Below are 12396 nucleotides of genomic sequence, written 5' to 3' on the forward strand. Positions count from 1 at the left end.
TGATTTGATAAGATCGGGCCAGGACAGATCATTAAACCTCCCTTAACCCGATGCGCCATGGCTGATTACCCCAGGGGCGAGTCGGGTTCTGTTAGCCGCTGATCCAGCCTGCCCCCGGTTAATCAGCAAAGCCGCTGTGTTGTTATTCGCTTGCCTGCCGATGTCCCCGGTCGGTCTGTTCCCTAGGACAGGCTAGTGACCGTTGCCCCCGATTTTCTATCGCGCCGACCCCATTACCCCACCATTGCAATGACTTTTCCCGCAGAATCCTTGGCCCATTCCGACGAGTCTCCCAGCCATGGGGGACGTTCCCCAGAGCGCCCCGACAAGCCCGAAGAAGCCTGTGGTGTGTTTGGCCTCTATGGCCCTGGGGAGGATGTGGCTCGGTTGGCCTACTTTGGGTTGTTTGCCCTCCAGCATCGAGGGCAAGAATCGGCGGGAATTGCCACCTTTGATGGCCGCACCAGCCACGCCCACAAGCACATGGGGTTGGTGTCCCAGGTGTTTGATGACCACGTTTTAAAGGACTTGCCGGGGCAGATTTCCGTGGGCCACACCCGCTATTCCACCACGGGTTCTAGCCATGTGTGCAATGCCCAGCCCGCCATAGTGCCCACCCGCCTAGGGGATTTGGCCCTAGCCCACAACGGCAACTTGGTCAACGCCGACCACCTGCGGGAAGAGTTGCTTCAGCGCAACCACGACCTGGTGACAACGACGGATTCTGAGATGATCGCCTTTGCCCTGGCGGAGGCGGTGAATGACGGGCTGGACTGGGTGGAGGCCGCTGAAAAAGCCTTTAACCGTTGTCAGGGGGCTTTTAGCCTGGTGATTGCCACCCCCGACGGCATTCTGGGAGCCCGTGACCACCAAGGGATTCGGCCCCTGGTGCTGGGCGTGCTGGGTAGCGACATCCCCGCCGAGGGCCGTCCGGCTCAGTATGTGCTGGCCTCAGAAACCTGCGCCCTAGACATCATTGGGGCCACCTACGTGCGCGACATTCTGCCGGGAGAACTGGTGTGGATCACCGATCAGGGCCTTCGCTCGCGGCATTGGGCCGAGGCTACCCAGCGTAAGCTCTGTGTGTTTGAGATGATCTACTTCTCCCGCCCCGACAGCATCGTCAATGGCGAAAGCCTCTACAGCTATCGGCGGCGACTGGGCCACCAACTGGCGAAGGAAGCCCCCGCCGAGGTGGATTTGATCATGGCGGTGCCCGACTCCGGCGTTCCGGCGGCTATTGGCTTCTCCCAACAGTCTGGCATTCCCTACGCCGAGGGGCTGATCAAAAACCGCTACGTGGGCCGTACCTTTATCCAGCCCACCCAGTCCATGCGGGAGGTGGGCATTCGGATGAAGCTGAACCCCCTGCGGGACGTGCTAGAGGGCAAGCGAATTTTGATTGTGGACGACTCCATCGTGCGGGGCACCACCAGCCGTAAAATTGTCCGGGCCTTGCGCGATGCCGGAGCCACAGAAGTCCACATGCGGATTTCTTCGCCCCCCGTCACCCATCCCTGCTTCTACGGCATCGACACCGACAGCCAAGATCAACTGATCGCCGCCACCAAATCCACCGAGGACATTGCCAAGCAAATTGAGGTGGATTCCCTTGCCTACCTGAGTTGGGAGGGGATGCTCAATGCCACCTACCAGGAACCCAGTAGTTTCTGTTCCGCCTGCTTCACCGGAAAATATCCCGTAGACATCCCAGAACCCTTCAAGCGATCCAAACTAAAGTTTGAGGCCAAGCAGCCCGTCACCCCCTAGCCCCACGGCAGGACGAAGGGCGTGGCTAACCCCATGACTTTGCCCGCAAGGACGGATTTTTCTTTACCATAGAACCCGTACCCCAGCCGATGCTGGGACTCTGGATTCCTGTCACGCTATCCCCTACTCACCCCTCAAAACCGACCGTGGAAGAACAAACAACCTCCTCAGAAGTCATCACCCTACTCTCTAGCCGCGAACTGGAGAAAATGCGCAAGGCTTGCCAAACGGCGGCTCAGCTCTTGGACTATTTGACCCCCTACGTAAAACCGGGCACCAGCACCCTGGAACTCAACGACCTAGCCGAAGCCTGGACGAAAAAGCGAGGAGCCATCAGCGCCCCCCTCGGCTACGAAGGCACGGTGATGCCCTTCCCCAAGTCCATCTGCACCAGCGTTAATGAGGTGATTTGCCACGGCATCCCCAACGCCAACCAGATCCTACGCAATGGCGACATCATCAACATCGATGTCACCCCCATCGTCGATGGCTACCACGGGGACACCTCCCGTACCTTCCTGGTGGGTGAGGTTGCACCCAGGGTTCGCAAACTCGTAGAAGTGACCGAAGAATGCATGTGGCGGGGCATCCGTGAGGTCAAACCCGGTGCCCGCATTGGTGACATTGGAGCCGCCATTCAAGAATATGCCGAAGCCGAGGGCTTTTCCGTCGTGCGAGATTTTGTCGGCCATGGCGTCCACCGTATCTTCCACACCGCCCCCCAGGTGCCCCACTATGGGGTGCGCGGCAAGGGCAAAAAACTACGCCCCGGCATGGTGTTCACCATCGAACCGATGATCAATATCGGATCCCACGAGGCTGAAATCCTGGAGGATGGCTGGACGGCTCTGACGGTAGATCGCCAACTCTCCGCCCAGTTTGAACACACCGTTGCCGTCACCAAAACCGGAGTCGAAGTGCTCACCCTCTCCCCGGCCAAAGTCCTCGCCTAGGGGCCGTGAGGTATCTGCGAAGGATTCAAAAAATACAAAAAAGGGGGTGCCCTCTCGGACGCCCCCTTTTTCCATCGTCCTTAACCGACCGACGGACTTAACCGACCAAAACCTTAGAGGTCGCCGCCACGCAGGAACAGCAAAAAGACGATGGTGGGGCCAGCGATAACAATCATGGCCAACATCGCTAACTGGGCAATTAGCTCGAAGTTGATGCTACTCAAAAAGCTCATGGATCCTCCCAACACAGACCAACTAGAATGAAAGCTAGCAAATTACTTGTGGCTTATTTTACCCGCTTACGGCCTGTCTATTTTAGATAACTTAACAAAATTCTAAGGCCCATCGCGTTCGGGCAGTCTCCTCGTCCCGCCTGTCCCCACCCCGCTGATAAGAACGCCACCCAAGGACTCAACCCAAGGACTCAACCGGACTATGACCACCTGGCAATGTGTGACCAACTGCGGAGCCTGCTGCTTCCTCGACTCCAGCGAACGCCCCGACCTAGAGGACTATCTCAGCCCCGACCAGCTTCAGCAATACTTGAGCCTGGTGGGAGACGATGGCTGGTGTATTCACTACAACGCCGAAGCCCGCAACTGCTCGATCTACGACACCCGCCCTGAGTTTTGTCAGGTCACGCCCCACACCTTTGAGGCAATGTTTGGCATTGACCCCACCGACCTGAACGACTTCGCCATCGACTGCTGCCAGCAGCACATCGAAGATCGCTACGGCGAAACCAGCCCCGAAATGCAGCGCTTCAACCAAGCCGTCGGCTGGGTCGAACCAGAGCCTCCCCTCGACGCCGATTAGGGTCTCCCGGTGCCACGTTACCGCTACCCCAGCGCACAACAAGCCCCTCTCCCGTCAGGATCGGCGCGGATACCCATCTGGCCTTTTCCCTTCACCGCCTGGGAGATCCCCCTAAATCCCCCTTAGCAAGGGGGACTTTGAATCCGGTTCCCCCGTTGCTAAGGGGGGCTAGGGGGGATCTCCTCGGCGCAAGGCAAAATACGGGCTGACGTATCAGCAGTAGCCCATCAGGAGAGGGGTTAGGGATCGGGGCGTCCAAGAAGGATTTACCCTACCTGGAGGGCGTTCCCCGTGATGGCCTAAACCGACCCAGCCGCAGCGGGAATCCCCTTGGCGGATTCGTCATCCAAACCCACCAGTTTGGCGCTCAGATCCCACAGTTTACGGGCCTTGGCGTCGTCCTGGGCTTCGTTAGACACTTCCTGGGCAAAGGAACGACGACCGGGCTTTTGGCGGTTGCCCCAGCTCCAGTACATGCCAGATTCCTTCAGGTCGGGATCGGCCACCACAGCGGCGACCCGTTCCCCGGCCAGTTGTTGGGTGACATAGCCGCCCGTGATGTTCTTTTGGAACCAGGGGAAAATCACCTGGAACGCCTTAAAGTGGTTGCGGAACAGGGGCGTATCGGCCACACAGCCCGGATAGAGAGAACTGAAGGTAATCCCGGTTTCGTCGTGGTAGCGGCGGTGTAGTTCGCGCATGGTGAGCACGTTGCAGAGCTTGCTATCTTTGTAGGCTTTGCCCGACTTGAACTTCTTGCCGTTGATCATCGAGATGGGAGCCTTGAAGCCCGCCTCGAAGCCCTCCAGGTTGCCCAAATCCGGCGGGGCGGGGATGGGAATCTTGCCGCCCAGTTCCTTCGGGTTGGCGGTAACGGTGCCGAGGATGATCAGGCGCTTGTCGGCGGCGGGGGAGGACTTTAGATCCGGCAGCAGCAGGTTGCACAGCAGGAAATGGCCCAGGTGGTTGGTGGCCACGCTAACTTCGTAGCCATCTTCGCTGTAGATCGGATCTTTTTCTAGGGGCAGGTAGACTGCCGCATTGCACACCAAGGATTCCAACGTGCGGCCCGTGGCCCGAAAATCACTGACAAACTGGCGCACACTGGCCAAAGAAGCCAAATCCAAATGAATGATGCTGTAGCTTCCGGCGGGCATCCCAATTTCCTTGGCGGCGGCCTGGGTCTTCTCCAGGTTGCGGCAGGCCATCACCACATGCCAACCCATATCGGCCAACGCCTTGGCGGCATTCAGCCCCACCCCAGACGAGGCTCCAGTCACAATAACGGTTTTTTGCTGTTCCATAGCGGTTTCAAAGACGGCTGAAATGCTTCTAGTTTTCCAGTCTTAAGGATTCTCCACGCAATACCGCCAACTCTTAACGTTTTTTGAAATGTCGTTACATCCGACAACCTTTCTTGAGGAAGGCCGTTGGCTGCCGTGCCGCCCAGTCTATGGATCTGGACGTGGCTGATCACCGAGACCACTCCTCGCACCTTCCCTACCTGAGCCAAGGGACTAAGGCTGGGTCGGCAAAGGCAGTTCGATTCCCAACTTGCCGCTCAGATCAACCACGTTATCCACAAAGTCGTTGGTGGCCGCCACCCCACCCGCTACCCCACCTAAAGCGAGAGTGGCCGCTGTAGCCAAAGCCGTCAGCCGCTTTTTGAGTTTGGGCAAACTGCGCTGGTCTTCGGGCTTCTGGATTTCAGCTTCCACATCATCAATGTCGATGATTAAATCCTCTTGCACCGCTGGGGGAAACTGAGCCGCAAGTTGGCGCAAGCTAGCAATGATGGTCAACAATTCTGCGGTAGAAACGCCGCTGGTTTGGTTCACCCCTGCCGCCACCACCTGGGCCTGATCCTTGACCTCGTTGACCACGCTGGCGATGTTGCCCCCGTTGATTTGATTGCCGATTTTGTTGCCCGCCACCTTGTCGCCCAGTACCTTATCTCCAGCAATGTTGTCGCCGCTGCCGTGTTGATGAATTGTGTTAACCATGGTTGAACCTTGTGCTAAATCCTCTGCGGAAAAGATGTCGGGGGCATAGTGGAGTTTGACCAATTGGCTGGTATGCAACGGCAGCATCGCATAGGTTTGGCCGTCATCGTCGCTAAAGTCTACTTCGTAAACATCGAGGGCCAATTGTTCGACCAAGGTGCCTACCTGCCCAGCCATCAGATGATGATCAGGTAGATCCTCTTTGAGTGCCACCACATCCAGCAGTTGAAATTGAGTTAAAACACTGACCACAGGCATCACCTCAAAACGTAGCAACTCACTAGGCGGGGAAATATTTCATCTGGGCGAACAATCCAAACGATCAGTTCCCGCTCTGGCCAGTCTCGTCAATCGGGAGAGCGGGTCTTTGCCAGTCTCAGAGCCGGGGAAACCCGGATCCTGTCCGGCAAACGGTGGGTCTGGGGCTGACGGGTCTACGTCGTCGCGCCCCGTCTGGCCGATGGCGAACTCTTGATGCTCGCCACCCACCACGCCCCTCAGACCGCCCTCGCCGACTACCGCTTACGCTGGGGCATCGAGACCTTGTTTTCCGCTCTCAAAACCCGAGGATTCATCCTCGAATCAACCCACTTCCGCTACGCTGAACGGCTCAGCAAGTTGATAGCCCTGCTGGCGTTGGCGTTCTGTTGGGCGATGCTCACCGGGCTCTGGCAACACCAGCAGCACCCCATTCCACTCAAGGCCCATGAGAGCCCGGCCAAAAGCCTATTTCGCCATGGCTGTGACGTTCTACGACGCACCTTCTGCGACCTCGCCCTCCGGGTCACTGAATTTGATCAGGTACTTCAACCTTTGTTTACATACTGATGACCATTGTGTATAATTTGTTCTGACCTTACTTACAAGGATCACGAGCATGAGAGAGTTTGCACCACCAAGAACCGCTAATTTTGGCGGCGGTCGCAGTGTTGTCTTTAGATTAGAGCAGCCAACCGAGACTGATAAAAGCGGCTTCGTAGTAGTAAAACAATACGACATATATCTTCATGGCACAAAAAACGTCGATATGTGGTACCGGGACAAAAACGCACAAGGACAGCTGTGGGTAATTAAAGATGCTCCATTCGCCGAATATTACACCATCCAAAATAAGGAATCTGGTCTATTTTTAGATGGTAGTGGGGGAAGAGTCAGTGTGTGGCATTGGACTGGCTTGCCGCAGCAATACTGGAAAATCAAACATGTGGGTGGCGGGGAATGTTCTTTGCAGTGCAAGTTAACTGATCAGTTTTTGGTGGGCTCCCTCAAAGGAGTCTCCCAGTGGCATTGGGAAGGTAAGTGGCATCACCGATGGGCAATTATAGATGAAGAAGTCATTCGCCACTGGGAGAAGGAGATCAAGTTTACATAGGGTCTAAAAAGCCTCTGAAAAACCAGGGCGGATTGCACGAGAATTGTATCGTGGTCGCGAGCCAAGACTGAGCAGGTCTTCTACGAAGTAGAAGACCTCATCTATGAGACGGTCAACACCCCCCTCAGTGCTCGGGGGATAACGATACTGCAAGGCATGATCGTTTATGCCGCCTTGATCACGGCTCCCAGCCTCACCAAGAACAAAGAGGGCAAGCAGGATCCGGAGATACACCAGAGGGCACCTCAAAAAATATTGAAAATACCATCTCACAGCCTGGAACCAGGAAAGGGGCAGCAGGTTATAGACTTCTCGCAGTTTGCCCACTTCTTTGGTAATTGTGGCCCGCAATTCTTCAATGCCTTGGCCCGTTTGGCAGGAGGTTTCTAGGATGGCGCAAATGTTGGGATATTTTTGCCGCAGGGCTTTGCGGTTAATATCTAGGGGTTGTTCGTCGCTTTTGTTGCCGACGATGATCACGGGCGATTCGCCGCCAAAGCTTTGGATGAGTTTGAGCCAATATTCAATGCGGTTTTCTTCTTCGCTGGTGCGGCAGTTGCAGACGAGAATGTAGAGGCTGCGTTTGGTAAGAAAGAACTGGTGGGTGGCGTGGTAAATTTCTTGGCCACCAAAGTCCCACACGTTGAGGCGCACGTCTTTGCTGTTGACATGAACGCCCCATTCTTGCACGTTGATGCCGTCGGTTTGGGGTTCGTTGGGGTCGTAGCGATTCTCTAAGAGGCGATTGATCAGCGAGGTTTTGCCGACACTACCCTGACCTATCAGCAGCATCTTTGCCTCATTGAGAGGTTTTTTCTCACCACTACGAAGCTGGCGCACATAATTAAAAATTTCCTCCACTGCCTCACGGTTTTTATACAACCTCGGTGGAGCGATAATTTCTGGCGAAATTGGTAAGAAATTGAGCCTTAAGTCCAGCGTATCTAAATTAGTCAAGTTTTCGAGGCTGTCGGGAATCGCCGTGATTTGGTTTGCGCGGAGGTCAAGCTGTTGGAGGCTTGAAAGCTGGGCGAGGCTGTCGGGAATCGCCGTGATTTGGTTTGCGCGGAGGTCAAGCTGTTGGAGGCTTGAAAGCTGGGCGAGGCTGTCGGGAATCGCCGTGATTTGGTTCCCCTCTTTTCTACGTTGCAGCAATAAGTCACCCGCAACCATGAGTACTTTTAATGCGCGAAGCTGCCCAATTTCATCAGGCAAGCTCGTTAGCTTATTCCCAAAATATTGGTATCCATCCTTAAAATCCCATTTTCCCAGAATTAGGGTTTCTAGCTGGGTAAGCTTGCCAATTTTGGGGGGCAGTTCTGTCAACCCTTGGCCCGAAAGGTCTAGCTCCGTCCAGCCCTCGGCGGCGGCTTGGTCAATCAGTTTCAGCAGCTCATCTTGGGTCATGGGCGTAGCTATAGGGTGAAGATTAAAGGAATAATTCTAAGAGCAAGGGCCGATCACGCATAGATAGCCTCTTGATCAATACGAGCTTTGAGATAGGGGTTCATACCCTGCCGGTAGCGGATAACGTCTACTTTTCTACCAAAAACAGCTTCTAAATCTGCTTTTAGGCAAGCCCGATTTAACATATTAGGCGGCATAAAAACCACAACATCAATATCACTGCTAATCGTGGCTTCTTCTCTAGCAACCGATCCAAAAATACCGATTTTCTGGAGGCCATAGTTCTCCACAAGCTTCGGCTTAAGCGCCTGAATCTGAGCCATGACAGCATCTTTGTCAATAGGGCTTACAGGCTGGTCAATCAGTTGCAGCAGCTCATCTTGGGTCATGGGCGTGGGGGTGGCGGGTATTTTCCCAGTTATAGCGGCGTTTGGGGGCTGTTGGCGAGGTCAGAACCCCGGTTTCTTAGGGAAGCGAGTCCTACCAGAGAACCTTGATGATTTCCGAGTCTCGCAGCATGGTGTCGCGGCTAATTAGGGTTGATTTCTCGCCGTGCCGCTGCAAAGTCATCCTCTGAAACATCCACCCCTCGCCACAGCCCTTGAAGCTGAGTGGAGCGCGGCCCCACCTGGGTTTGCTGGAGAACCGTCTGCCGTAGATGTTCTAACTCTTGCTGCAAAGCCTCAATGCGGATCAGGAGGTAATGACTCATATCACGTCTGGCCCACGAATATTCTGAAAAAGCTGGCTCTATTGTAAGTGCCCTAGATAGCTTTGCCAGCAAGGTCTAGCTCTGTCCAGCCCTCGGCGGCGGCTTGGTCAATCAGTTGCAGCAGCTCATCTTGGGTCATGGGCGTGGGGGGCGGGTGTTTTTTCAGTTATAGCGGCGTTTGGGGGCCATTGGCGAGGTCAGAACCCCGGTTGCTTGGGTAATTCCTAGGCTGTTTGGGCAATGGGTTGACCGGGCGTATCTAGCGGTTGGGGGAGGGGCCAGAGGGTGCCTTTGGAACCGAGTGGAAGAGGTTATCAAAGCGATCATTGGCCCCCAGGCGGGTCGGAGGGTGAGATGAGGAGATGGTTAAAGCCATCATCACTCGAGCGCATGCCGACGCCCTTGAAGCACTGCTGCATTAGCTATTTACAGGAAATTTCCACTATGCCCGAACTCAAAGGGCAGTCCCAGGCAGTCGAAGGTTTGATAGCGAGTGTGGTGGTGGAGCTAGAAGTAGGTCTGCACCTGGAGCAGGGTAGCGAAGACCCAGTCGGATCAACCGAGTCAATGCCTGCCGGACGCAGTGGGCCTGACCATGGCGGAGCAAGTGTTGCCAGCGACGGAACCAGTTACCGGACTGCAACATTTAAATTTCATCCGGTTTTCTAAAGCGTCTTGCTTCAGCTAAAAATACGCCCAGCTTTTGTGGAGTCAAATCACTAGTACTAAGAAATAGGGAAGGAGGATCTTGATTCCTAAATACTCGGTTTAGCTTAGTAAAGCCACCCGTTGTATTGACAATAAAATCAGCACATATGACAGCATGAACTGATTTCATGAATTTCATCTTGGAATCTTCTCCTAAAATAAGTTCGGCGTTTATATGTTTCGCAAACTCTACAATCTCTTTCTGTTGTTGTCTAAAAAAAACATCGATCTGTTTTCTGTCAGATTGTGAGACCTGAATTCTATTCGATCTGATTGCATGACTTAATTCTTGATATGCCCTCTTATATCCATCAGAAATTACAATTATAGAGAACATGGCTCTTCCGTGATCAAGAGAGAGTTGTTCAAAAACTTGTGCTATTACTTCTATGGATACGGGCTTCCTAAATCTTACAGGAATAGATGCGATTGAGAGACTTTGCGTATCAGAGTTTTGTAAAGAGTTAACATTTTGATCGATCACCAAGAATTCGTTTCCGTGCATTAACAATATCTTATCTTTTAATTCAATCCAAGCCCGATCACCTCTACGAATATGTATTAATAATCTGATTTTATTGGAGTCAAAAGAAAGAGATATGGGTTGTCTACTCCTTGCTTTCCAATATCTTGTCGCGGCAAATTCCTTGAAAGAGCTGCCTACTACACTAGCATGACAGTCCTCCAACCTGGTTGATCCTAATAATCTTTCTAGATTGCCAGAAACCTGATCATTGTAGATTTCATCAGTCACCAGAAAGTTAATGATGATTGAGTTGATTGATGGTATTGAGTCTTCAATCTTGGTCTTAAAGTGGTCAAGATCCTGGAAGTAGTGATCATCCAATAACCTTGCTATATCAACAGTAAACTTTGGCCTGGCATCAAAATCAGAATCGCATTCTGAGTCTCCCATACCCAGAAAATTTGCCACAAACAAGTCATTCTCTTTGATAAAGCGTGACGACTTTCCATCATTGAAGCCAGAAATCTTTCTGATTATCCTGTCAAACATCGAGATGGGTAGACTTCTACGACAAAAAAATGGCTGATGAACATAGGAATAAGATAATGAAATACCCAGGCAATAAGCCTTGTAGAGCCTTGATAGGGTGTCAGAGATACCAATGTATTTGCTTTTTACCTCAATCGTAAAAAAAATGGTCATTTTAAAGCTTATTCCTGATCTGCGACTGGAACTGCATTTCTAGATATATTTTCCTGCGTGAACTTTTCTGGAGACCTTGCTAAGCTTATATATTGGCTTTTTCTATCACTCTCAAGCTGGAAGTTCTGTCTCGAAATTCTATCTCAACTGAGTACGCCTACGCAACTGGTTCGCTGATACCAAGGGGGTATTCAATTTTGGGATCGCCGTCCAATGGCTCCTGAAAGGAGGGAATCTTAGTGGTCCAGAAAACTCCTGAAGCCCTTATAAACCAAGAATTCTCATCGAGACAACGATCTTGAGATTTATCGGGCAAACGAACGAGGGCAATGGACTGGTTGACTGACAAAAGTTGCTTATCGGTGGCTGTGTGCCTTGCTGTGCAGTGGTTTAGGAGATTGAATGGAAGAAGGGGGAGGCCGCGTTCTAAGCCTAGATACCACTCAAAAGCGTGAACGCCATGAAAAAAACTCCCCCGGTAGTGCATTAATCTACGGGTCAGAGAAAAAACAGCCAAAAACAGCAATCTACTGCCGTAAGGTCTCTAGGGTCGCCTGATTATTCTCTAGCCTGTACGAAATAGGACTACCAACTCCCCCCTCTACGATGCCTTGAACGCTTGGCTAGGGCAATCGGTGCCGTGGGTGCATCGTGCCCATCTGACGACCTGCCTCTGGATGGTGATGGCGTTGCTCCAACGCCGGGAGGTGAGACTGACACGGTGGCTACCCTATGTGCCCTGTCGAGGGGTGCAAGTCCAAAGTAAGCAGCGGTGCTTGAGTCGTTGGCTGCACAATCGTCGTCTGAACATCCACCCCTCGCCACAGCCCTTGAAGCTGAGTGGAGCGCGGCCCCACCTGGGTTTGCTGGAGAACCATCTGCCGTAGATGTTCTAACTCTTGCTGCAAAGCCTCAATGCGGATCAGGAGGTAATGACTCATATCACGTCTGGCCCACGAATATTCTGAAAAAGCTGGCTCTATTGTAAGCGCCCTAGACAGCTTTGCCAGAAAGGTCTAGCTCTGTCCAGCCCTCGGCGGCGGCTTGGTCAACGAGTTGCAGCAGATCATCTTGGGTCATGGGTGTGTGGGGGCAGGTGTTTCCCCAGTTATAGCGGCGTTTAGGGGCTGTTGGCGAGGTCAGAACCCCGGTTGCTTGGGTAATTCCTAGGCTGTTGGGGCAATGGGTTGACCGAGATCGTACAGAAACTCTGGTGCAAAGTCTGCCCCGTTGGGCCATTCAATCGTTTTGGTTTCAGGATTTAGAAAGACTTGCTTAAAGGATTCAATATCCTTCAGGAGTTCAAAGATTTCGCCGTACAGTTCGTGGGCTAGATCCACATCTGTGACGGCCTGGTTGTTAAACGTTAGTCTAAGTCTACTGGACAGTCATAAGTTCTGGACAGGGGTACTAAGTTACTAAGCTTTGGGAGACCTGAGGGGGCAAGGGGTTAAGCTTAGCGGCGATGAATTTAGGCAAAAGTAGAG

The 12396-nt window shown here is 53.0% G+C and carries 12 protein-coding genes and 4 pseudogenes; 6 read left to right on the forward strand and 10 right to left on the reverse strand.

Going from position 1 to position 12396, the window contains the following annotated elements:
- Positions 1–249 precede the first annotated feature (249 nt).
- The gene (gene purF, locus H6G62_RS10165) at positions 250–1770 is read left to right on the forward strand and encodes an amidophosphoribosyltransferase (RefSeq protein ID WP_190494717.1); all 1521 of its coding nucleotides are present in this window, start codon (positions 250–252) and stop codon (positions 1768–1770) included.
- A gap of 146 nt (positions 1771–1916) precedes the next feature.
- Positions 1917–2723, forward strand: a complete 807-nt coding sequence (gene map, locus H6G62_RS10170) for a type I methionyl aminopeptidase (RefSeq protein ID WP_347239328.1) — start codon at positions 1917–1919, stop codon at positions 2721–2723.
- 113 nt (positions 2724–2836) lie between these two features.
- Here map and H6G62_RS10175 read toward each other — a convergent pair whose 3' ends face one another.
- Complete coding sequence (locus H6G62_RS10175; protein WP_190494683.1) at positions 2837–2956, reverse strand: photosystem II reaction center protein Ycf12; 120 nt, start codon at positions 2954–2956, stop codon at positions 2837–2839.
- A gap of 202 nt (positions 2957–3158) precedes the next feature.
- Here H6G62_RS10175 and H6G62_RS10180 point away from each other — a divergent pair, with 202 nt between their 5' ends.
- Positions 3159–3539: a YkgJ family cysteine cluster protein gene (locus tag H6G62_RS10180; RefSeq protein WP_190494685.1), complete on the forward strand. Its 381-nt coding sequence runs from the start codon at positions 3159–3161 to the stop codon at positions 3537–3539.
- A gap of 299 nt (positions 3540–3838) precedes the next feature.
- Here H6G62_RS10180 and H6G62_RS10185 read toward each other — a convergent pair whose 3' ends face one another.
- Both H6G62_RS10185 and H6G62_RS28565 read right to left on the reverse strand, forming a co-directional pair.
- Positions 3839–4843, reverse strand: coding sequence for a protochlorophyllide reductase (locus tag H6G62_RS10185; protein WP_190494687.1), 1005 nt, complete (start codon positions 4841–4843; stop codon positions 3839–3841).
- Positions 4844–5056: 213 nt separating this feature from the next.
- On the reverse strand, positions 5057–5794 hold the full coding sequence (locus tag H6G62_RS28565) for a DUF4926 domain-containing protein (RefSeq protein ID WP_347239329.1): 738 nt from the start codon (positions 5792–5794) through the stop codon (positions 5057–5059).
- Positions 5795–5857: 63 nt separating this feature from the next.
- Between H6G62_RS28565 and H6G62_RS10195 the strand changes: the two are divergent.
- The 3 genes and pseudogenes from H6G62_RS10195 to H6G62_RS27800 all read left to right on the forward strand — a co-directional run.
- Positions 5858–6370, forward strand: a pseudogene (locus tag H6G62_RS10195) (transposase); the annotation flags it as partial.
- Positions 6371–6419: 49 nt separating this feature from the next.
- On the forward strand, positions 6420–6914 hold the full coding sequence (locus H6G62_RS10200; RefSeq protein ID WP_190494694.1) for an RICIN domain-containing protein: 495 nt from the start codon (positions 6420–6422) through the stop codon (positions 6912–6914).
- A 132-nt stretch (positions 6915–7046) separates the two neighbouring features.
- Positions 7047–7151 (forward strand): annotated as a pseudogene (locus tag H6G62_RS27800) (IS5/IS1182 family transposase); the annotation flags it as partial.
- Positions 7152–7250: 99 nt separating this feature from the next.
- On the opposite strand, the pseudogene H6G62_RS10205 reads toward H6G62_RS27800, so the two are convergent.
- From H6G62_RS10205 to H6G62_RS10230, 7 genes and pseudogenes are all read right to left on the reverse strand, one after another.
- Positions 7251–8321, reverse strand: a pseudogene (locus H6G62_RS10205) (GTP-binding protein); the annotation flags it as partial.
- Between the two features lie 53 nt (positions 8322–8374).
- Entirely contained in the window at positions 8375–8710 is a 336-nt protein-coding gene (locus H6G62_RS10210) for a nucleotidyltransferase domain-containing protein (RefSeq protein ID WP_190494696.1), read from the reverse strand.
- 140 nt (positions 8711–8850) lie between these two features.
- Complete coding sequence (locus tag H6G62_RS10215) at positions 8851–9033, reverse strand: hypothetical protein (protein WP_190494698.1); 183 nt, start codon at positions 9031–9033, stop codon at positions 8851–8853.
- A gap of 356 nt (positions 9034–9389) precedes the next feature.
- A pseudogene (locus tag H6G62_RS27805) lies at positions 9390–9570 on the reverse strand (ISKra4 family transposase); the annotation flags it as partial.
- Positions 9571–9679: 109 nt separating this feature from the next.
- Positions 9680–10909, reverse strand: a complete 1230-nt coding sequence (locus H6G62_RS10220; protein WP_190494699.1) for a hypothetical protein — start codon at positions 10907–10909, stop codon at positions 9680–9682.
- Between the two features lie 725 nt (positions 10910–11634).
- Entirely contained in the window at positions 11635–11850 is a 216-nt protein-coding gene (locus H6G62_RS10225; RefSeq protein WP_190494702.1) for a hypothetical protein, read from the reverse strand.
- Positions 11851–12075: 225 nt separating this feature from the next.
- The gene (locus tag H6G62_RS10230; protein ID WP_190494719.1) at positions 12076–12297 is read right to left on the reverse strand and encodes a DUF2442 domain-containing protein; all 222 of its coding nucleotides are present in this window, start codon (positions 12295–12297) and stop codon (positions 12076–12078) included.
- Positions 12298–12396: the final 99 nt, after the last annotated feature.

Origin of the sequence: Phormidium sp. FACHB-1136 (assembly GCF_014697375.1) — a bacterium.
Classification (GTDB): domain Bacteria; phylum Cyanobacteriota; class Cyanobacteriia; order Phormidesmidales; family Phormidesmidaceae; genus Nodosilinea.

Coding starts and splice junctions, on each gene's coding strand:
- purF (WP_190494717.1), top strand. CDS start 250: ATGACTTTTCCCGCAGAATCCTTGGCCCATTCCGACGAGTCTCCCAGC.
- H6G62_RS10175 (WP_190494683.1), bottom strand. CDS start 2,956: ATGAGCTTTTTGAGTAGCATCAACTTCGAGCTAATTGCCCAGTTAGCG.
- H6G62_RS10180 (WP_190494685.1), top strand. CDS start 3,159: ATGACCACCTGGCAATGTGTGACCAACTGCGGAGCCTGCTGCTTCCTC.
- H6G62_RS10185 (WP_190494687.1), bottom strand. CDS start 4,843: ATGGAACAGCAAAAAACCGTTATTGTGACTGGAGCCTCGTCTGGGGTG.
- H6G62_RS10200 (WP_190494694.1), top strand. CDS start 6,420: ATGAGAGAGTTTGCACCACCAAGAACCGCTAATTTTGGCGGCGGTCGC.
- H6G62_RS10210 (WP_190494696.1), bottom strand. CDS start 8,710: ATGACCCAAGATGAGCTGCTGCAACTGATTGACCAGCCTGTAAGCCCT.
- H6G62_RS10215 (WP_190494698.1), bottom strand. CDS start 9,033: ATGAGTCATTACCTCCTGATCCGCATTGAGGCTTTGCAGCAAGAGTTA.
- H6G62_RS10220 (WP_190494699.1), bottom strand. CDS start 10,909: ATGACCATTTTTTTTACGATTGAGGTAAAAAGCAAATACATTGGTATC.
- H6G62_RS10225 (WP_190494702.1), bottom strand. CDS start 11,850: ATGAGTCATTACCTCCTGATCCGCATTGAGGCTTTGCAGCAAGAGTTA.